Origin of the sequence: Commensalibacter sp. M0268 (assembly GCF_016101925.1) — a bacterium.
GTDB classification, from domain to species: Bacteria; Pseudomonadota; Alphaproteobacteria; order Acetobacterales; family Acetobacteraceae; genus Commensalibacter; species Commensalibacter melissae.
In genome coordinates, this window is the sequence record NZ_JACFPQ010000001.1 from 412,076 (window position 1) to 433,899 (window position 21,824).

At 39.1% G+C, this 21,824-nt stretch carries 16 protein-coding genes; 9 read left to right on the forward strand and 7 right to left on the reverse strand.

What is annotated here, in order from left to right; translation table 11 throughout:
- Positions 1–60: 60 nt before the first annotated feature.
- Complete coding sequence (locus H3R28_RS01860; RefSeq protein ID WP_198209107.1) at positions 61–2,379, reverse strand: helicase-related protein; 2,319 nt, start codon at positions 2,377–2,379, stop codon at positions 61–63.
- A gap of 305 nt (positions 2,380–2,684) precedes the next feature.
- Between H3R28_RS01860 and H3R28_RS01865 the strand changes: the two genes are divergently transcribed.
- On the forward strand, positions 2,685–3,515 hold the full coding sequence (locus tag H3R28_RS01865) for a ferredoxin--NADP reductase (RefSeq protein ID WP_110438251.1): 831 nt from the start codon (positions 2,685–2,687) through the stop codon (positions 3,513–3,515).
- Positions 3,516–3,518: 3 nt separating this feature from the next.
- Positions 3,519–4,916, forward strand: a complete 1,398-nt coding sequence (gorA, locus tag H3R28_RS01870; protein WP_198209105.1) for a glutathione-disulfide reductase — start codon at positions 3,519–3,521, stop codon at positions 4,914–4,916.
- Between the two features lie 8 nt (positions 4,917–4,924).
- Here gorA and H3R28_RS01875 read toward each other — a convergent pair whose 3' ends face one another.
- The 4 genes from H3R28_RS01875 to H3R28_RS01890 all read right to left on the reverse strand — a co-directional run bounded on the left by H3R28_RS01875 (position 4,925) and on the right by H3R28_RS01890 (position 8,107).
- Entirely contained in the window at positions 4,925–5,326 is a 402-nt protein-coding gene (locus tag H3R28_RS01875; protein ID WP_110438249.1) for a hypothetical protein, read from the reverse strand.
- Between the two features lie 196 nt (positions 5,327–5,522).
- Complete coding sequence (locus H3R28_RS01880; RefSeq protein ID WP_198209517.1) at positions 5,523–6,176, reverse strand: methionine ABC transporter permease; 654 nt, start codon at positions 6,174–6,176, stop codon at positions 5,523–5,525.
- Between the two features lie 40 nt (positions 6,177–6,216).
- Positions 6,217–7,254, reverse strand: a complete 1,038-nt coding sequence (locus tag H3R28_RS01885) for a methionine ABC transporter ATP-binding protein (protein WP_198209103.1) — start codon at positions 7,252–7,254, stop codon at positions 6,217–6,219.
- A gap of 40 nt (positions 7,255–7,294) precedes the next feature.
- Positions 7,295–8,107 (reverse strand): MetQ/NlpA family ABC transporter substrate-binding protein, encoded by an 813-nt coding sequence (locus H3R28_RS01890; protein ID WP_232351177.1) that lies wholly within the window; start codon positions 8,105–8,107, stop codon positions 7,295–7,297.
- A 258-nt stretch (positions 8,108–8,365) separates the two neighbouring features.
- On the opposite strand from H3R28_RS01890, the gene H3R28_RS01895 reads away from it, so the two are divergent.
- From H3R28_RS01895 to yegQ, 5 genes are all read left to right on the forward strand, one after another.
- On the forward strand, positions 8,366–9,757 hold the full coding sequence (locus H3R28_RS01895) for a class II 3-deoxy-7-phosphoheptulonate synthase (RefSeq protein ID WP_122123782.1): 1,392 nt from the start codon (positions 8,366–8,368) through the stop codon (positions 9,755–9,757).
- 39 nt (positions 9,758–9,796) lie between these two features.
- The gene (locus H3R28_RS01900) at positions 9,797–11,008 is read left to right on the forward strand and encodes a nicotinate phosphoribosyltransferase (protein ID WP_198209101.1); all 1,212 of its coding nucleotides are present in this window, start codon (positions 9,797–9,799) and stop codon (positions 11,006–11,008) included.
- A 31-nt stretch (positions 11,009–11,039) separates the two neighbouring features.
- Positions 11,040–11,432, forward strand: coding sequence for a hypothetical protein (locus H3R28_RS01905; RefSeq protein ID WP_122124282.1), 393 nt, complete (start codon positions 11,040–11,042; stop codon positions 11,430–11,432).
- A 39-nt stretch (positions 11,433–11,471) separates the two neighbouring features.
- On the forward strand, positions 11,472–12,809 hold the full coding sequence (gene gltX, locus H3R28_RS01910; RefSeq protein ID WP_198209099.1) for a glutamate--tRNA ligase: 1,338 nt from the start codon (positions 11,472–11,474) through the stop codon (positions 12,807–12,809).
- 116 nt (positions 12,810–12,925) lie between these two features.
- On the forward strand, positions 12,926–14,284 hold the full coding sequence (yegQ, locus tag H3R28_RS01915; RefSeq protein WP_198209097.1) for a tRNA 5-hydroxyuridine modification protein YegQ: 1,359 nt from the start codon (positions 12,926–12,928) through the stop codon (positions 14,282–14,284).
- A 159-nt stretch (positions 14,285–14,443) separates the two neighbouring features.
- Here the strand turns inward: yegQ and H3R28_RS01920 are convergent, their stop codons facing one another.
- Together H3R28_RS01920 and recG are read right to left on the reverse strand one after the other, a co-directional pair.
- Positions 14,444–15,445: a DUF563 domain-containing protein gene (locus tag H3R28_RS01920; protein ID WP_198209095.1), complete on the reverse strand. Its 1,002-nt coding sequence runs from the start codon at positions 15,443–15,445 to the stop codon at positions 14,444–14,446.
- A 383-nt stretch (positions 15,446–15,828) separates the two neighbouring features.
- The gene (recG, locus tag H3R28_RS01925; RefSeq protein WP_198209094.1) at positions 15,829–17,943 is read right to left on the reverse strand and encodes an ATP-dependent DNA helicase RecG; all 2,115 of its coding nucleotides are present in this window, start codon (positions 17,941–17,943) and stop codon (positions 15,829–15,831) included.
- Positions 17,944–18,006: 63 nt separating this feature from the next.
- Between recG and H3R28_RS01930 the strand changes: the two genes are divergently transcribed.
- Positions 18,007–18,303 carry a succinate dehydrogenase assembly factor 2 gene (locus tag H3R28_RS01930; RefSeq protein WP_110438242.1) on the forward strand — a complete coding sequence of 99 codons (297 nt, stop codon included), beginning with the start codon at positions 18,007–18,009 and terminating at the stop codon, positions 18,301–18,303.
- Positions 18,304–18,314: 11 nt separating this feature from the next.
- A complete protein-coding gene (mfd, locus tag H3R28_RS01935) occupies positions 18,315–21,785 on the forward strand; it encodes a transcription-repair coupling factor (protein WP_198209092.1) in 3,471 nt (1,156 codons plus the stop codon).
- Positions 21,786–21,824: the final 39 nt, after the last annotated feature.

A 21,824-nucleotide genomic window follows, 5' to 3' on the forward strand; every position in this document is an offset into this window, starting at 1 on the left:
AAATAGTAATAATTTATTGTATCATCTTGTTTCATTAAAGAATTTGTAAAAATCAACAATTTACAATTCAATTTTCCTGCGTTTTTGGCGAAGGACTGATTCAATCCATTCATTTAATTTCTTCGTATTTTTCTCGGCATTTTCCAAATCTGGGTAAAAATCGGGAAAACGCAAGGATAGCCAGCGCCAACTTACCAGGCGTTTATGCATTTTTTCAGCGCGTTCAAGTTCGCGTCGGGATGCCTGGGCTGGATTGGGTAATTTTCCAGATCCAGGAGCGGGTATGGTTTTGCCGGCAGCATGATCCGCTGCCCAATGAGTAAGCCGTTGAATGCCATTGTCACGGTCATCGACCGGACATGTTGAATATGTCCAGCGATCTTTAAGGGAAAGACCATCCACTCCCTCCAGTGAGGATGCAATCGCGAATGTTTCCTCCATTTTTGCCAATCGATAATTGGGATCATCAGGACGTAAAACAGCCCGTTTCAAGCGTGTCAATACACCGAATAAACTCGTTGAATTGATTTCATTGGCAATTGCTTGAACAATATCACTGTCAGGTTGCACCAGGGGCCGCAAATCATTTTCCTGGATTGGAGGGGCCTCCAGATTACGATGGATGAAGGCAGGATCGCCCGCACCAGCCATAATACCTACAATTCCGTTTTCATGCTTGCCATATCGACCTGCACGTCCGCTTATTTGCTTGATTTCCTGGGATGTGAGGGGGCGCCTGTTTTGACCATCGAATTTAAAGATCGTGCTGAATATAACACGTTTGATGGCTAAATTTAATCCCATACCGATAGCGTCTGTTGCGATTAAAATATCTGCCTCGCCATTATTGAAGCGTTTTGCTTCCGCCCGCCTGACTTCCGGACTCAAGGCCCCATATATTACAGCAACGCGGTGACCTTTCTGCATTAGAAGGGAACGTAGATCCAAAACCTCTCTTCTTGAAAAGGCGATAAGTGCATCACCCGTTCTCAATTTTGATAACCTGATTGGCGAACTGGCAGTGATAAGGGGACTTTTTCTTTGTAGAATAATCTCGTCACAGGGATCATCACATAAATTGGCAATGCGTTTGACAATAGGGATACATTCTGGTGAACCCAGAACAAAAACATGGCGTGCCGGAACGCCCATAATTGCAGCCGTCCATGCTGCGCCACGATCAGGATCTGTCAGCATTTGCGCCTCATCAATCAACGCCACATCAACAGGATTGTCCATCGGGCACATTTCTACAGTAGCTGCCAGAAAACGGCTTCCAGGGATAATATTGCGCTCCTCACCCGTTTTCAAGGATGCCTCAATATCACGTTCCGCCAGGGCTTCCTTGAATTCATGCGCCAATAAACGTAGTGGTGCTAGGGCAATTCCACTCTCACTTTTAGCCATTGTTTCCAAGGCAGTATAAGATTTTCCACTGTTGGTTGGTCCAGTCACAATGGTGATATGTCTTTTCAGGGAGCGGGCTGTTATAAAATGCCCTGCATATCGATCCATTGCCGCTACATTGGCCAATACCTTGTTTTTGATATTGAGATCACCAAGGTTTATATATTTACCCTTTTTTCCCTTAGGGATTTCTTCGATCCAACTTGAAATTTGATTGCGTAATTTTCTCAATTCAACAGGATCAAATTTCCAAATATCTTTTCCGCGTTTCTTTATTTTCTGGGCAATTGGAATTCTGTTCTGTCCAATCCATTTTAGGGCATCCCTGGACGAGCAATGCAATATTGCAGGTATATCCTTGAAGCTTACAAGGCTATTTTCCCATTCCCTTTGTCGTTTTATCTCCTGTTTCTTACGGGCTTTGGCTGTTTGTAGTAACTGTTCATCTTTTTCTTTATTGATCTTATAATCTGTCAAAATCTGATCAATAAAACTATCTTTATCCTGTATATCAAAAGCCATGGCAACGGTATCTGCCATAATTGTCAATTGTTTATTATCGAATGTTCTCGTTGAAACATTATTGGTTTCAAGCTGTAAATTCTGAATTGCCTCATGGGCATTGCCGCTTGATTGTTTCAAACGGTTTCCTAGGGCAAGCCGCAATACATTTTCAAAATTAGTTTCATTGGGTTCAGGTGTGTGAATAAACGAAACCGCCCATGCAATATCTTCGGGTTGAACCCAAACATATTTTTTTTGTTGGACAAGCTGGGTTAATTTTTTGGCCCATCCCTTTCTACGAATATTACAGAGAAGTTTTATAAAATTTGCTGGTGCAATCGTGTCAGAGTCAGTTTCAAATTGACGTTCAATGAGTTTTTTTAGACGATTTTCCTCTTGAGGCGTAATATCTAGCCGGGTTTCTTGTAAGACTTTGTAAAGGGCAAGTTCAGCAGGGGATGAGTTCATATGATTTAACAGATTAAAAAATTGAATTTTATTATTTAGTACATATCTAGAATACAAGATAAAAGATAATATAGGTTTTTCGCAACATATTGTACTTATAATATAAGTTTTTTTATTTTAATGCCTTATATTTATGTATAATTTGAAAAAATTGATTAAATAAGATTGAATCAAAAAATTTTATCAGTATTTTCTTATTAGAGATAATTTTAAACACGGTAATTTTTTAAAAATGACGAATTGGGTTTCAATATATAAGATAAATTTCATATAAATTGACCAATATTGCAGGAGATTAGTAAATAATGACAGAATCAGTGATGATTGATGATTCTTTTCGTCTTTCCCCGCCCTCTAAAGAATATAGTCACTTAAATGCTGAAAAGGTTTTATCTGTTCATCATTGGACGGACCGTCTTTTTTCTTTCACTTGTACGCGCACCTCAAGTTTAAGATTTGAAAATGGTCAATTTTGCATGATCGGAATCGAGGTAAATGGCAAACCTTTATTGCGAGCTTATAGTGTTGCAAGCGCTAATTATGAAGAACATCTTGAATTTCTGTCAATCAAGGTTCCTGATGGTCCCTTGACTTCACGTTTATGTCATATGAAGGTCGGTGATACGGTTCTTATTGGACGTAAACCAACGGGAACCCTGGTGCTTCCTAATTTGAAACCCGGTCGAAACTTATATTTCTTTTCAACGGGAACCGGATTGGCACCTTTCATGAGCCTTATTCGTGATCCAGAGGTATACGAGAATTTTGAAAAAGTGGTCCTGACCCATACTGTACGCATCAAAGGGGAACTGGCTTATCATAATTATATTTTAAATGATTTGCCAAATAATGAATTTCTGGGAGAATATGTGAAAGAAAAACTGGTTTATTATCCTACAGTTACTCGTGAGGAATTTCCTGTAAGAGATCGTATCACGACCCTGATTGAAAATGAGAAACTGTTTTCTGATATTAATTTACCTGTTATGGATCCCGAACATGATCGTGCTATGATTTGCGGTTCTCCAGAAATGTTGGCGGAAACCAAGTCAATTCTTGAAAAAAGAGGTTTTGTAGAAGGCAACGGTTCATCACCTGGTTCCTTTGTAATTGAAAAAGCATTTGCGGAGCAATAATTCATGAAATACGACTTTGACCTTATTGTTATAGGAGCAGGTTCAGGCGGTGTTCGCTGTGCCCGTATTGCAGCTTCCCATGGTGCCCGTGTTGCGGTTGTTGAGAAACAATATTGGGGTGGTACCTGCGTAAATATTGGCTGTGTACCAAAAAAGCTTATGGTTTATGCAAGCAATTTCAACAATCAGGTCAAAGATAGTCACGGATATGGATGGGATACGGTTCCCGGACACCATCATTGGCCTGAATTTATTGAGGCAAAAAACAATGAAATAAAACGGTTAAATAATATTTATATTTCCATGTTGGAAAGGGCGGGGGTGACTCTATTTACAGGTCATGCCTCTTTCAAAGATGACCATACTCTTAAAATCTCATCTTCTGTATTATCTGATGAAAATGCAGAAGATAAATTTATTACAGGCAAGCATATTGTTATTGCAACAGGCTCATCACCCACGAAACTTGATATTGAAGGAAATGAATATGCCATTACTTCAGATGAAGCTTTTTATTTGTCAAAACGTCCTGAAAATATTGCCATCATTGGATCTGGATATATTGCACTTGAGTTTGCCGGCATATTTGCCGGACTGGGTTCAAATGTGGATTTGATTTATCGTCAACCTGTCCCCCTCAGAGGATTTGATCAGGATATACGTCAGGCTGTCTATGATGCGATTGAACAGCGTAAGGATATTATTCAACATGTCAAAGCCCATCCAAAAAAGATTATTAAACAAGGTGAGCAATATCATCTTTATCTTGATAACGGAGAAGTGGTGCAAACAGATTGTGTATTTTTTGCCACTGGTCGGCATCCCAATTTGTCAGGATTAAATCTTGAAAAAATTGGGATTGAAAAGGGGAAAAAGGGGGAAATCATTGTTAATGAAGATTTTGAAACTCGAATTCCCCATATTTATGCCATCGGTGATGTGATAGATTTTGTTAATCTTACTCCTGTAGCCATTGCTCAAGGACATGCCCTGGCTGATCGTTTATTCGGAAATAAAATTCGTAAAAGTAACTATGATTATATTCCAAAGGCTGTATTTTTTAATCCACCAATTGGAAGCATTGGTTTAACTGAAGAAGAGGCTGCACTAAGAGGAGCAGTTGATATCTATATCTCCAATTTTACGTCAATGCGCTATAGTTTAACGGAACGTAAGGTTAAAACCTTTATTAAAATGATCGTTGATCAATCGTCGCAAAAGGTTGTTGGACTTCATATTGTCGGAGATGACGCACCAGAAATGCTGCAAGGATTTTCAGTTGCAGTTGCGGCAGGTTTAACCAAGGCAGTTTTTGATGAAACAATCGGTATTCATCCAACCTCTGCGGAGGAAATTGTAACCCTTCGTCAGGTTGCAAGGGTTACAGATAAACAAAATTAAAAGTTTGATTATCGGGGGGTTAACCATCCATTTCCTGTTGAATCCCCTAATTTCCCCTGTCCCATTGGGCCACTTTCCTGATACGCGGTACCATATTTTGAAAGATTGGCACCACTTACCTTGTCTTTCGATTCAGCCAAAGCTTGTTGATGCTCGGGATCTGGTCCATTTTGCATGTTCATGGAAGGTGCATAGGTATAACCGGGAGGTGGTTCACGGTGTCCTCGAACGGTAATATGTTCACCCCCTTTTTCAGCTTCCTGGGATTTCATTTGAACGGATTGTTTGGATAAGCCTGGTAAAGTTCCGCTTTCTTCTTGATTGATTGGCGTAACTTGTGCATAAGTTTTGACAGATAGTAAAGTCGTAGAAAGTAAAACTGTATACAATCCAGTTTTAAACCAATTCATTATAATTTATCCTTTATGGCTTTAAAAAATAGCTGATATAGATTTATAATTTACGTTCTTGATATAATATACCAAATTTGAAAAGTTAAGCCCGTGATGAAATGGATGGGTTTGTTCTTCAATCTATAACATAAATTGAAATAAAAACATAATTGATGATTTCAGAAATATCAGTAATTTTAATTTTATCTAAGAATTAACGGTGATTATATTTCCCTGCAAGATAATCTCCCAACCATTGAATTCCTGAAATCATGAGCACCAATATAACGATTACAATTCCCATAATATCCGATCTGAATTGTTGATATCCATATTGTATAGCATAATGACCCAATCCACCTGCCCCAATGGTCCCAGCCATGGCGGATATTCCAATAATCAGGATTAGAGTCACGGTAAAACCGGAAATGAGTCCCGGTAAAGCTTCAGGCAATAGAACCTCTTTAATAATTGTAAAATTGCTTCCTCCCATTGCTTTAACTGCCTCAATAAGATTACGGTCGACTTCCTTAAGGGAAACTTCCGCTATTCTGGTAAAATAGGGAATAGTTGCAATAGTTAACGGAACAATTGCTGCAGTCGTGCCAATAGCGGTTCCAACAAGAAATCGTGTTACGGGAATTAGGGCCACCAGCAATATTATAAAAGGAATGGATCGGAATATATTAATAACGAATCCAATCGATCGATTACATATCGGTGCGGGTCTTAAACCGTCAGGTGCGGTGATAACCAGGAAAAGGGCGAGAGGTAATCCACCTGTCAAGGTTAGCAAACCACAAGCTAGAGTCATTTCCAATGTCTGGCCAATAGCAATATATAACTGTTCAAGTTGATATGTTGAAATATGAGTGTACTGACTTATGAGATTATTCATTTGATCAAGATTAAAGACAGACATAACCAACCTTTTCAACTGTCTCAACGCCCATACTTGTAAGAGCTGTTATTGTTTGTTGCCATTGATCCGCAGGAACGGCAAGAAATGTCGTGCCAATTGGTGTTTCACGTATATGGGTTATGTTTCCTTCCAACAGTACTGCGGAAATTTGATAATCTTTTTGGAGATTAGCTATTAAGGGATCTCTTACAACCCTGCCCATCATGATGACATGTAGAATGGCATGGTCATTCCTGCCAGGGTTGGAATGAATATTTTGGGATATACTTTGGGGAAGGGCAGGCTGTTCCTCTTGCAATAATTGTTGGGTTGTTTCCGATTGTGGATGAGCAAAAACTTGACCTACTGCTCCCTCCTCGATGATTTTACCTTTTTGCAGAACAAAAACTCTATCCGCTAAAAGGCGGATAACACTCATTTCATGAGTGATCAAAACAATTGTAAGTTTTAGTTTCCGATTAATTCGTAATAAAAGTTCAATTATTGAACGTGTCGTTTCTGGGTCAAGGGCAGAGGTTGCCTCATCACATAACAAAAGGGCGGGATTGGCTGCCAGGGCTCTTGCTATTCCAACACGTTGTTTTTGCCCACCCGATAACTGGGCTGGATAATTGAGGGCCTTGTCAGGAATGCCAACCAGCTCGAGCAATTCTTTTGCTTTCTCAATTCGTTTGGCTTTAGGTATCCTAGCAATTTTCAAGGGAAGGGCAATATTATTTAAAACATTTTTAGAATTAAGTAGATTAAAATGCTGAAAAACCAGCCCAATTCGCTGTCTTAATGGAATAAGAGCTTTTTCAGGCAAATGGGCTATATCTTTTCCTTCAATCTTGACCTTACCGCTTGTTGGTTTTTCCAACCCCGCCAAACATCGTAGCAGAGTTGTTTTTCCTGCTCCAGAATGTCCGATAATTCCAACTATTTCTCCTTTTTGAATGGAGAAAGTAAGGTTGGATAATGCGGCATGATTGCCAAAATTTCTGCAAACATTGTCAAATTCAATAACGGGTAAATCTGAAGTCATAAATTTTTATCAATTAAACTGCATTGAGGAAAAGAATGTGTCACCATGCAGGTAATATAGCGCCGTGAAATTTATCTTCCATTGCCTTTTTCACGGCATTAGATTGAAAACTCTTCAGCAACAATTTCATTTCAGGGCGGTTTTCATCCCCTTTACGTACAACCAAGATATTGTCATAAGGACTGTCTTTAATATCCTCTCTAAGTAAAGCAGATTTTGGATTGATCCCGGCCGGTATGACGAAATTCGTATTGACCGCGGCCATTGTGACATCATCTAGGGCACGGGATAACTGGGCGGCGTCAAGATCAATAAGTTGAAAATGATGTGGATTACTGATGACATCCCCAAGTCTAGGTAATGCCGGAGCATTCTGCCGTAGTTGTATGAGATTGGCTTTCACTAAAAGATTAAGAGCCCTGCCTTGATTTGAAGGATCATTGGGAATGGCGATTTTTGCTTGGTCAGGAAGATCACGGATGGATTTTATTTTATGTGAGTAAAAACCCAGTGGTTCCGCCCATGTTTTTCCAAGAACGGCCAATTTATAATTTCTTGCCTGAATTTGCGCATCCATGAAGGGAACTGTTTGGAAAGCGTTGGCATCAATATCTTTACCAACAAGCGCTTCATTCGGAATATTGTAATCGTCAAAATTGACCAGTTGAATATCAATGTTTTTTGTTTTTGCAACTTCCTTGGCGGTAAGGGCCAGTTCCTCTTCAGGACCACTAATGATACCGACACGAATAGTTTGAACGGTGGAGGCAGCTTTAGTTTCATGCGGAATACCCGAATAAAGGATAAATGCGGTTAAGCTGGCAAGAAAAGCCCGGCGAGAGAAAATCATCATTAACTGTTGTTCCCATTCGTTCAAGGTCAAAGATATTTAAGGAAAGTTTTATATAAAAATCGTGTATCTGTATAGAGTATATTATATGAAACACCATACAATATTAAAGCTGCTGGTTAATTATTTTATAAATATGGTTAATTTTTTATATTAAAAGATAAATAATATGTTTTTTTAGGAAAATGTTATTGTATGTTTGAATGTAAAATATTAGATAAAATATTTGTAATTTGAGCTTTTTTTGAAACAGGATTTACAATGGATAGTAAGATATTGTCTGATGCTAATGTAAATAAGAACTGGACACCAGATTCTTGGCGTTCATTTCCAATTAAACAGGTGCCAGAATATCCAGATCAATCCGTATTGAAATTAATCGAAGATAAATTATTCCAATATCCACCTTTGGTTTTTGCAGGTGAGACGCGTAAACTGAAACAGCAATTGGCAGCAGCAGCGGAAGGTAAGGCATTTGTATTACAGGGTGGGCCATGCGCTGAAAATTTTGAGGAATTTACGGCTGATATCATTCGGGATATGTTCAGGGTTATTCTTCAAATGGCTGTCGTCCTGACGTTTGGAGCAAAAGTTCCTGTTGTAAAAATTGGTCGCATTGCAGGTCAATTTGCCAAACCACGCTCTTCATCACATGAAAATAAGAACGGTATGAGTCTTTTATCATACCGTGGCGAAATTATCAATGGAGCTGAATTTACGAAAGAGGCCCGTACTCCAGACCCGAGAAGAATGGAAATTGCCTATTTCCAGTCAGCTGGGACCTTGAATTTGATCCGTGCATTTGCAAATGGTGGCTATGCTAATCTAAATGAAGTCCATCGCTGGAATCTGGATTTTGTCAAGCGCCTGCCTCTGGCAAAACAATACAACAAATTGGCCAATCGAATAGATGAAACTCTAGCGTTTATGAAAGCTTGTGGCTTGACATCACAAAATACGCCGCAAATTCATGAAACAGAATTTTACACATCTCATGAAGCCTTATTATTGCCCTATGAACAGGCTTTGACACGAATTGATTCAACATCTGATGACTGGTACAATTGTTCGGCGCATTTTTTATGGATAGGTGATAGAACACGTCAACCTGATGGTGCGCACGTTGAATTTTTGCGAGGCGTTAAAAATCCGGTTGGTATCAAGGTTGGTCCATCTGCCGATTTGGAAGATTTATTAAAATTGTTAGATATTTTGAATCCAAACAATGAACCGGGACGTATTTCTCTGATCAGTCGCATGGGGGCTGCAAAAGTTAGGGATTATTTGCCCAAGATAGTTCAGGGGATTAAAGATTCTGGCCATATTGTTACATGGCTTTGTGATCCAATGCATGGGAACACGATTTCAACAAGTAACGGGGTCAAGACACGTTCATTTGATTCAATACTTGCTGAAGTTATAGGTTTTTTTGATGTAATGACTTCTTCAAACGCTATTCCGGGTGGTATTCATGTTGAAATGACCGGAACAAATGTTACGGAATGTATCGGTGGAGCCCATCATCTAAAGGAGTCTGATCTTGCAAAACGATACCAGACATTTTGTGATCCTCGTTTAAATGCTGAACAGTCTTTGGAAATCGCTTTTCTGCTTGCTGATGAGTTGACCAAAAGAAATTTTGCGGCTCATTAACAGGAATATTGTTTTGTAATATTATTGAAAGTCAAATGGATGACTGATGGATTAGAGAAAAAGAACGTGGATAAAATTCTGTCATCTACCTTGGCTGTGACAGTACCTGGTAATAATGAGGAAATATTAGATCGTACGGATATGTATTTTGTTCGTACACAAAAAATAATCGAGCAATATGGGGATACAGAAGTTGTTTATGCCGTTTTTTTACGACGTCCTGTAATTTCTGCACCTCGTATTGCTCTTGAATGGCTAGAGCATATTATCGCCAGGGAAAAAATTAATGCCAGTTATAAACTGGCATTTCCAGAAGGGGAATGGGTTGGAGCAGGGTTGCCGATACTATACTTAAAGGGATCCTTTAAACAGCTTGTCACACTGGAAACCATATTATTGCAAAAACTCGGCGCCTGTTGTGTTGCCGCCTGCAATGCGTTTCAGATGACCCAACTTTTGCCAGATACAAGCTTCATCGCGATGGATGCGCGACATTGTGCCGGTTATGAAATGCAGGAGTTGGTGGAGTATGCTGCATGGGTTGGTAGCAAGGCAGCGCAAAAAAAGAACGGAGCGAAAGGATTTATCGGGACTGCGAGTACGATAACCTCAAAATTTTATGGATTACATCATGGACTTGGAACAATGCCGCATGCCTTGATCGGTTATGCCGGTTCAACCCTTAAAGCTGCTGAAATGTTTCATGGGCAGTTTCCAGATCAGGAACTTGGTGTATTGGTTGATTACTTTGGTCAAGAAATTACGGATGGATTGGCGGTTTGCAAGGCTTTTCCAGAATTGGCGGCCCAGGGTAAAGTTTTGCTGCGCTTGGATACTCATGGTGGACGATACATTGAAGGACTGAATAGACAGTCATCATATGAACTGTTAATGCGATATGCTCCTGAAACAATCCAACGCTATTGTTCCGAAAAAGAATTGACATATCTGGCAGGAACAGGTGTCTCTGCGGCTGCAATATGGTATATGCGTAAAAAACTTGATGAGGCTGGATTTGATAGGGTTAAGATCATTGCCTCTTCAGGGTTTGATATCGAGAAATGTCGTATCATTTCTGAAGCAAGAGCCCCGGTTGATATTGTCGGGACCGGTTCATTCATTCCTGTTTTATGGAATGAAACATATGCAACTGCCGATATTATTGCTTATAATGGCAAACCTTTGGTTAAAAAAGGTCGGGAATTTTTGATTAATCTTGCCCGACAGTATATGCCTAACTTGGGAATATGATAATTTATAATATATGATTGGGGTAAATAATTTGCAAAATCAAGAAGATCAGAACAAAGAAGACAAGAGAGAATATAATGTGCAGATCTTTGATCTTTCGAGTGAGCAAAAAAATAAGGTCACTGAAGTGGTTGCCGGTTTTTACAGTTTGGAACATGCCAATGCATTCGCCAAAACTTATGTTCGGGACAGTGTTGAAAGATGCCGTATTCCGGGAGCTTCACGACAGGAAATCTTTGATGCTTGGTCAGCTTTTGGAGAAGATGCGAAAGTTGTTGATTCACAAGAAAAAGAGAATTGGGATTCTTCGGATTCCATTATGATGTTTATTGAAAATGTTGCTACGCCAATGGAAAGGGACTGGCGTGCGCTTGATCCACGTCGTTTGGTGGAAGAGGATGATTTTCCTGAAGACGACAAATAATATAAGTTTTCTTTGTTAATTAAAATACAAGTACAGATTATGAAATTACGTTTTGCCCCAAGTCCTACTGGTTTAATGCATGTAGGAAATGCCCGTCTAGCAGTTGCTAATGCACTTTATGCCCGTCATCATGGTGGAACCTTTATGTTGCGTATTGATGATACGGATGTTGAACGTTCCAAGGAGGAATATGTTCGGGAAATATATCAGGCATTAAAATGGTTTGGGATTAGCTGGGATGAATTCATGCGTCAATCTGAACGTATGGATCGTTATCAATTAGCAATAGAAAAATTAAAACAGTCCGGGCATTTGTATCCATGCTTTGAAACCAAAGAGGAGCTTGATTTTAAGAGAGAGTTGCGTCGTCGGCAAAATAAGCCTCCTATTTATGATCGGGCAATGCTTAAGCTTACGTCTGAACAACGAAAAGAGGCAGAGGCAAACGGAAAAAAACCTCATTGGCGCTTCATGCTTTCTGGGCGTGAAATGAAATGGAAAGACTTGGTTATGGGTGACTGTCACGTCAAATTATCCTCCATTTCCGATCCAGTCATGATCAAGGCAGATGGTACCGTTTTATATACTTTGGCATCAGTTGTCGATGATCTTGAAAGTGGCATTACGCATATTATCCGGGGTGAGGATCATGTGACAAATACAGGTGTTCAACTGGATTTGATTGAAGCATTGTCTGATCATCCAAATACCATCCAGTTTGCCCATCTACCGTTACTGCTTGACGAGGATGGGGGTAAGCTTTCAAAACGATTGGGAAGTATCTCCTTGCGCCGATTGCGCGAGGACGGATTGGAGGCAAAAGCAGTGGTTTCCTATCTGGCAAGATTGGGGACATCAAGAGATCCACAATTGTTGTCTGTTGACGAATTGGCAAAGGATTATGATTTATCCTCATATTCGCGTTCACCAGCAAGGTTCGATATTCAACAAATGTTGGCATTGAATAAAAAGTGTTTGCATACAATGGAATTTTCAGAAGTCAGAGATCGATTGCCTGAAGCTGTTACAGAAGAATTCTGGAATATTGTCCGACCCAATATCGATATATTGTCTGAAACGCGATATTGGTGGGATTTGGTTCATGAGGATATTATTCCTGAAGTTGCGGATGAAGATAAATCATATCTTCATCTGGCCTTGGAATGTTTGCCAACTGAACCTTGGGGGCAAGAGACCTGGAGCCAATGGACCAATATTTTGAAAGAGGTTAGTGGCCGAAAGGGAAAATCTCTTTTTCATCCATTGCGTCTGGCATTAACACGAGAGGATAAAGGGCCGGAGATGAGAGGGCTTTTACCGCTGATTGGGCGAGAAAGAGTGGTCAGACGGTTAACGGAGGCATGTTCTCTTGCCTAGATAAATTAAATTATGAAGATAAATAATTTTATCTGCATATAGCTTTTTTAAAAGGTTGAAAAATTTTTTGGCCTTGTTAAAAAGGCTTTTTTATTTCATTAAAGTTTTACCTTGTTATGCGTCAATCTTTGAAAACAGAACTTTTAAGTCCAGCCGGTACGTTAAAGGCCATGCGATATGCATTCGCATACGGTGCAGATGCGGTCTATGCAGGACAGCCACGTTACAGTCTGCGAGTTCGCAATAATGAATTCAATCACCAAAATCTTAAAATCGGTATTGATGAGGCACATGCTCAAGGAAAATCTTTCTATGTGGTGGTTAATATTGCACCTCACAATGCAAAGTTAAAGACATTTATCAAAGATTTGGAGCCTGTTGTCACCATGGAACCTGATGCTTTGATCATGTCTGACCCTGGACTAATTATGATGGTGAGGCAACATTTTCCTCAAATGGCCATACATTTATCCGTCCAGGCCAATGCTGTTAATTGGGCCACGGTTAAATTTTGGAAAGAGATGGGATTAACACGGGTTATCTTGTCACGTGAGCTTTCCCTCAAGGAAATTGAAGAAATTCATCAACATGTTCCAGATATCGAATTGGAGGTATTTGTGCATGGGGCCCTTTGCATGGCTTATTCAGGTCGGTGTCTATTGTCCGGATATATTAATCACCGTGATGCCAATCAGGGAACATGTACAAACTCTTGTCGCTGGAAATATGATGTTGAAGAGGCAACTGAAAATGAATTGGGAGAAATTGTCAATAAAAACCAATCTGAAACATGTTGTAAATCTGGTGATGTTCCGCCAACCTTGGGTGAAGGGGAGACAACGGATAAAGTTTTCATTCTGCGCGAAGAAAAACGCCCTGATGAGGAGATGACAGCCTTTGAGGATGAACATGGCACTTATATCATGAATTCAAAGGATCTGAGAGCAATCCAGCATGTTGAAAAGTTGGTTAATATTGGTGTTTATTCCCTTAAAATTGAAGGGAGAACAAAATCTCATTATTATTGTGCCCGTACTGCTCAAATATATCGCAAGGCAATTGACGATGCCTTGGCAGGTCGGCCATTTGATATGAACTTGATGACAAGTTTGGAATCCCTGGCTCATCGTGGATATACTGAAGGTTTTTTACGTCGACATAAACATAATGAATATCAAAATTATGAAACAGGCTCATCAATTTCTGTGAAACAGCAATTTGCTGGTGAATTCACTGGTAATTTCAGGGATGGTCTTGCCGAAATCGCGGTTAAAAACCGTTTTGAAATTGGTGATCAACTAGAAATAATGACTCCTGGCGGAAATGTTAGCTTTACTTTAGAAAAAATGGAAAATACGAAAGGGGAAGCCATTAAAATCGCACCAGGAAATAGTCATATTGTCTATATTCCTGTCCAGAAAAATCTTTCTCTCGAATATGCGTTGCTTATGCGATATCTGAAAACTGAATCATAATTGAAGATATTAAGTTTATTAATCATTGGGGGGATTTATTAAACTACGGAAAAGATTTTTCCTAAAGGGTGAACTGTTAAAATATTATAATATCTCGTAATTTACCTTACCTTGATCTTTGTTTGTTAGTATTGCATTTAATGATCAGATGAAGGAATTCTAATTTATCAATTGATTTATAGCACTGGATAAATCATTTTCTGTTAAAGGTTGATCACTTAAATTTATGCAACCATAACGTTGATTTTTAACTGCGGTAAGAAGATAGAAACAATTACGCAGATGATTTTGGTTATCCAGTTTTCTATTTAACTCCAATAGAGCTGTATCTTTTTTTGCAAAGACCATATTTGCTAAAGCTGCACCATGAGGGGCGATAATCAGATCAGCCTGACGAAAAAGATTTACTTGTGCAGCAAAATCCATGTTTTCAAGAAATACTTTTTCAATTGATTTTTCATTCAAAACTTTATCAATAATACGCTGTTCATCAAAACTAATTCGAGGATTTGGATGATGCTCCCTTGAAATGTAAAAACGTTTGGGTAATGAAGCATTGACAGGGGGCTGGATTGTATCGAATAAGGTATAAATTTCATCAAATGTTAGATATAATTCCGGCATCAGGGGATTATGCCAGAAAAAATGCAGATTTTTTACAGGGTAAATACCATAATTCATAAAAGTGGCACGATTAATCAATCCACTATATTCAAGGCTTTGAACATAAGTTGTTGGTGAGAAAGCACATTGCCGATTGTCGAATAGGCTATGTTCAGATGGTAAGGCAAGAATTGTATCAGGTGACAATATGGAATTGGCTAATTGTGTTTTGGAGATTCCATACAATAACCAATGATAATAATTAAAGCAAGCAGCGTCAAAACCCACAAAAACATTATCTAAACTGGACTTTTGTTCAATGTCTGGAAATAAAAAGCCAGAATGATTTTCACTAGGTGGCAATTGTTGTTTCATTAAAAAACAAGAAGGTTCATCAACGATATATCCTTCGGATGTTACGATTACTCCGTCAAGTCCCGGGAAAACGATAAAATATGCGTTTTTAAGAGTAAATAGAGTCAAATACGTAAGAGGTAAAGTTATTTGATCATTATTTTTAGGATTTGATCTTACGTTATAATAAGACAACCCTCGCATGAAATCCCTTTTACCTGTTATAGTATTAAAATTTTTGGGAAGAGATAAAATGGCAGGGAATGAAATACAAATTTTTTTTTGCTTTGATATTTTTTCAAATGAACGGAAATCTTGTTTTAAAATTAAATTATTTGAAATCATTATATGAAACTTTAATTTTTTTGAAATAAATGAAAATATAAAAAAAAGAAAGGAAATATTTGTCAATATGTTATAACATTATTGATTTGTGGCAAATTAAATATGAAATTATTTCAATAATTGAAGAATAAATTTATGTTAATTTAATTATCTTAAAATGATGTTTCCTCAGATTTTTTGAATTACAAATTATTATTTATTGAAAATTGTTTTGTTTTATTACAGTGATGCTATTCTGGAAATCATCCTGCTTTGATAAGGTTTTGAATATTATTTTTTTCAAATAACATGAGTAAAACTTGTATTGACGTTTTTTCATCAATAGAGGCTTGAGTTTCTTTGTTATACCAGTATTCAGCAGCTTTACAGGCTGTATTAATCCAATGATCCAACATGATTTCATTGACCATTTTAAAATTGGGTAAACCGGATTGTCTACGACCTGTTACCTCTCCGCCGCCCCGTATCCTGAAATCCTCATCAGCTATCAGGAAGCCATTCTCTGTGTCGCGTATGAGGGATAATCTTTTTTTCGCTATATAACTAATTTTATCATCATGTAAAAGAAGACAGTATGACTGTTTTTCTCCTCTTCCAACACGCCCACGTAATTGATGCAATTGTGCAAGACCAAAACGTTCTGCATGTTCAATAACCATGATATTAGCATTGGGAATATTGACGCCAACCTCGATGACTGTGGTGGCAACTAGTATTTTGGTTTTATTCTGTGCAAATTTATCAAGTTCAGCTTGTCTTTCGCCGGTATCTTGTTGGCCATGCGCTAGGCCTACATTCTCGATACCAAAATAATGCTGTAGTCTTATGTAACGATCTTTGACTGCAGCCAGATCCATAACTTCGCTTTCTTCAACTAGAGGACAGACCCAGAATATTTGACAACCTTTTTGAATGGCTCTTTTGATACCCTCCAAGATTTTATCAATTTTGCTTAATGCATGCAGCGTGGTATGGATAGGTTTCCGATTTGCAGGTTTTTCTGTAAGACGACTGACCTGCAATTCTCCCCATCTTGTCAGTAAAAGGGTTCTTGGAATAGGGGTTGCTGTCATTACAAGTGTATCTGTATTTTCCCCCTTTTCTCCCAGTCTAATGCGTTGTTCAACACCGAAACGATGTTGTTCGTCAATAATGACAAGCGCCAGGTTATGAAAAACAACTTGTTCCTGAAACAAGGCATGTGTACCGATAGCAATTTTTGTTTTTCCGGTTTTAATTTTATCGAGGGTTTCCTTGCGAGCTATTCCTTTTATGGAACTGCTTAAAAATGAAATTTCAACAGGAGCAAGTTTCATAAAGGTTTCATAATGTTGTCTGGCAAGAATTTCAGTGGGTGCCATAATAACACTTTGGAATCCCGCTTCAACAGCCTGTAAGGCGGCCATTATAGCAATAATGGTTTTACCGGAACCGACATCTCCCTGTAATAATCTTAGCATGCGATAAGGGCGTTCCATATCTGTCTGAATTTCTTTGAATGCCTGTCTTTGGGAAAATGTCAGTGAATATCCGAATTTTTGTAAAGCGTAGCAAATAAGATGATTATCACCAATCAGGGATTTTCCTGTGGTTAACTGATTTTTATGTTTTATTTTTGTAATGGCTAATTGTTCCGCGAATAACTCATCAAATGCCAAACGGGAACGTGCCCGACTTTCAACAGCTTCATAGGTTTGATTTTCAAAAAAAGTGGGGAAATCTCCTGGAAAATGTAGTAAGTGAAGCGCTTCTTTAAAACTTGGCCAATGGTGTTGATGTAAAAGGGAAGGATTGATCCATTCGGGCAATTCGGGACATAGGTTTAATGCCAGCCGTAAAGCTTTTGAAAGATTTTTTGGGAAAAGGCCTGCTGTTAAGGGCCATACAGGTTCAATTAATGGAATGGCCTGTTGATTATATATAGGTTCAATATAATGTGGATTGGTTATAATCAGTTTGTTATTTTTATTTTCTAAAAGACCTGAAACAACAAATATTGTATTAAGGGTCAGTTTTTTTGCTTGCCACGATGAAAAAAATATCAGTTCAGCTATGGCACTGCCATCGTTAACAAATATACGCCAAGGTTGTTTATGATGACGGGGTTTTTCAATATGGGTAATTTCTATTTGAAGTGTAACTATTTTTCCAGGGATTGCATTTTGCAATTTGGGGCGATATCGTCGGTCAATTATTGAAGTGGGCAAATGAAAGAGTAGATCAATAATTCGCTCACCATCAATTGCATGGGTCATTAACTTGCTCAATTTCGGACCTATACCTTTAAGGCTGGATAAGGGGGACAATATAGGTTTTATGGAAAGATAAAGGGAAGGTGGAATAGAGGGGGGACTCATGATTATTTTGGTTATAAGAGTGTAGAATTGTTTAAATTTAGATATCAGTATAGGATATGTTAAATGGTAGAGCAAAAAGAAAATATAAGTTCACTTGAGGCACGAAAACGCAGACTGATTTATCGTGCAACTCATAGAGGGACCTTCGAGGCTGACTTAATCATCGGTCAGTTTGCGATGATGAATGTACCAGCAATGACAATTATTGAAATTGAGGATTTTGAAAAAATAATGGAATTGGCTGATACAGATCTGATGTTATGGTTGACAGGTTTCGAGCCTTACCCAAAAAAAATTGAGAGTCCTGTTTTTCTTTCGCTATATCATTTTGCTCAACAAAATAAACCGAATAAACATTAAGGAGAAATCGCATGGGGGGAGCCTCAAAAAAGCAATTTAAAAATTTTTTGCCGATATGGGGAGCTCCCGAGGGATATGATGCCTTTTTATTAAGTAAAATTGCTCAGGAATGTTATCAAAAAGATAATCATGTTCTGGTTCATGTCGCACGGAATGATATAGATATGAACCGGTTGGCTGATTTACTCTATTATATCGCACCTCAATTAAATGTTTTGAATTTTCCTGCCTGGGATTGTTTGCCTTATGACCGTGTATCCCCGAACAAGGCAATAACCTCGGAACAGGTAGCAACATTGACGCAATTACTTGAACCCTTGACCGGGCCAAGGATCATATTGACGACAATACCCGCACTGTTACAAAAAATAGCACCCAGATCAGTCTTTGCAGGACGTGCTCTGACCCTTAAACAGGGTGAAAGTCTGGATCAGGAATTTTTAGTCGAACTTCTTGTTGCGCAGGGATACAATCGTACGGATACAGTTATGGAACCGGGTGAATTTGCCTTGAGGGGTAGTTTATTTGATATTTTCCTGGCTGGGGAAGAAGAGCCTGTCCGCTTGGATTTATTCGGAGATGAGATAGATTCAATTCGCTGTTTTGATCCGATTACGCAACGTTCAACTCGGAAAGTTACGGAACTTGTTTTAAGACCTACCGCAGCTTATTCTCTGGATGAGGAAAGCATATCAAGGTTTCGTACGAAATGGCGAGAACTGTTTGGTCAGGGATCAATGAGTGATCCTATTTATGAAGCCGTTTCGGAAGGCCGAATGGTTCAAGGACTTGAACATTGGTTACCTCTTTTTCATGATAAGATGGAAACGTTTTTTGATTATGTTTCTGATGTTAAACTGTCTTTTTCATATCAGGCCGAGGAGGCATTGCAACCAAGGCTGGAAATGATTGCTGATCATTATGAAGCCCGCAAACAGCCAGTAAGAAATGGCGAAGTTGTATATCGTCCCTTACCACCTGATTTGCTATATCTTACTCAATCTGAATGGAATCATATAGTCACGCGATATAAAGGGGTGTATTTTTATCCTTTTGCAATGCCTGACGGATCCAGTGGAATGGATGCAGGGGGAAGGCCAGGTATAGTTTTTGCTAAAAGTAATCTGACAGTCGAAGCCGATAATGTTTTTCATATGTTCAAGTCAAGATTCAGGGAATGGTACTCATCTGGACGGAAAACATTGGTTGCCGGCTGGACAAACGGATCAAGAGAGCGCATCGCCACATTATTGAAAGAACACAAAATCGCCGTTCAGAAACTGGAAGGGTGGCAAGAAGTTAAAAATTTCAGGGAAGCTTCTGTTGGATTATTGACTTTTGGTTTGGATCGCGGATTTGTTGCCGATGATTTCATTCTTGTTTCTGAAGCCGACTTGTTAGGGGAAAGAATTTCACGTCCACATAGAAAACGGAAAAAAGCCGAGCAGTTCATTTCAGAAGCTTCTGAAATTAGCGAGGGAGATCTTATTGTACATCAGGAATATGGAATTGGTCGTTATCAAGGACTGGTTAATCTGGAAATCGGTGCTGCGCCACACGATTGTCTGGCACTTGTTTATCATGGTGATGAAAAATTATTCTTACCTATCGAAAATATTGAGTTATTGAGCCGTTATGGATCTGATCAAACGGGTGTGGCTCTGGATAAACTGGGAAGTCCTGCATGGCAAAAACGTAAAGCCACAATGAAGGCTCGTATTCGGGACATGGCTGGTGAGTTATTGAAAACAGCTGCGGCCCGCTTGATGCAGGAAGCGACGATCGAGACCCCTCCTGAAGGATTGTGGGAAGAGTTCTGTGCACGGTTTCCCTTTATTGAAACGGATGATCAGGCAAGGGCTGTTGCTGATATTATTCAGGATCTTGCTTCCGGACGTCCCATGGATCGTTTGATTTGTGGTGATGTTGGTTTTGGTAAGACAGAAGTGGCATTACGTGCCACTTTTATTGTGGCCATGAATGGAGGCCAGGTGGCGGTTGTGGTACCGACAACCCTATTGGCACGTCAACATTATCAAACCTTTGTGAAACGTTTTGAGGGATTTCCGGTAAAAATTGCCCAACTTTCCAGAATGGTGACATCAAAAAATGCGGCACAGATCAAAAAGGAATTGGCAGATGGCAATGTCAATATAGTGATTGGTACACATGCTTTACTAGCCAAGACGATCAAGTTTGCAAATTTGGGTATGCTTATTATAGATGAAGAACAGCATTTTGGTGTTGCGCACAAAGAGAAATTGAAAACCTTGCGTGAAGATATTCATGTATTGACATTATCTGCCACCCCATTACCAAGGACGTTGCAATTATCATTGACTGGAATGCGAGAGATAAGTCTAATCGCAACGCCTCCAATTGATCGTTTGGCTGTTAGAACTTTTATCATGCCCTTTGATCGTATCGTTATTCGAGAAGCTATTCAAAGGGAGCGATTCAGAGGGGGGCAAATATTCTGTGTTGCACCGCGTGTTCAGGATCTGCAAAACCTGCAAGATCAACTTTTGGATATAGTTCCCGATTTACGGTTGGTACAAGCTCATGGGCGGTTATCCCCTACAGAACTTGAACGGGTGATGACTGAATTCAATGAAGGTAAATATGATGTATTGCTTTCGACCAATATTGTTGAAAGTGGACTGGACATGCCAACTGTCAATACACTGATAATCTATAAGGCTGATCATTTTGGATTAGGTCAGTTATATCAATTGAGAGGTCGTGTGGGACGGGGAAAGCAGCGTGGATATGCGTATTTGACATGGCCACAGCATCATTTTCTTTCCAAGAATTCTGAAAAGCGACTGGAAATAATGCAGTCACTGGATAATCTTGGGGCAGGATTCACTTTGGCATCTCACGATCTGGATTTGAGAGGGGCGGGTAATCTGCTGGGAGAAGAACAGTCTGGTCATATTCGGGAAGTTGGCGTTGAGCTATACCAGAAGATGCTTGAAGAAACAGTGGCAAGCCTCCGTGCAGAAAAAAATAATCAGTTATTGGAAAATCAGGATTGGACACCCAATATCACTTTGGGATTACCTGTTCTGATCCCGGAAACCTATGTGACGGATCTATCAGTAAGATTGGGTTTATATCGACGAATAGGCAATCTGGAAAATCATGATGATATTGAAGCCATGCAAGTTGAATTGATAGATCGTTTTGGGACCTTGCCTGAAGAAGTAAGCAATCTGCTTCATGTAATGAAACTGAAAAAACTTTGTAAAAAAGTTGGTGTTAATCGCATTGAGGCTGGACCGAAAGGGGTTGTTGTTCAGTTTTTTAACAATCAATTCAAAAATCCTGAAGGATTAGTACAATGGATAGCCGGTATTAAAGATCAGTCTGTGAGATTGCGTCCTGATGGTAAATTGATATATTTGCGAGAAACCCCGTTTGCAAAACGGATTCAGCGTTGTCAATTCTTATTAAGCAAGCTTGTTGAAATTTACCGATAATAAAACGTCATTTCCTAAATTAGGCAGACTGAATTTAGC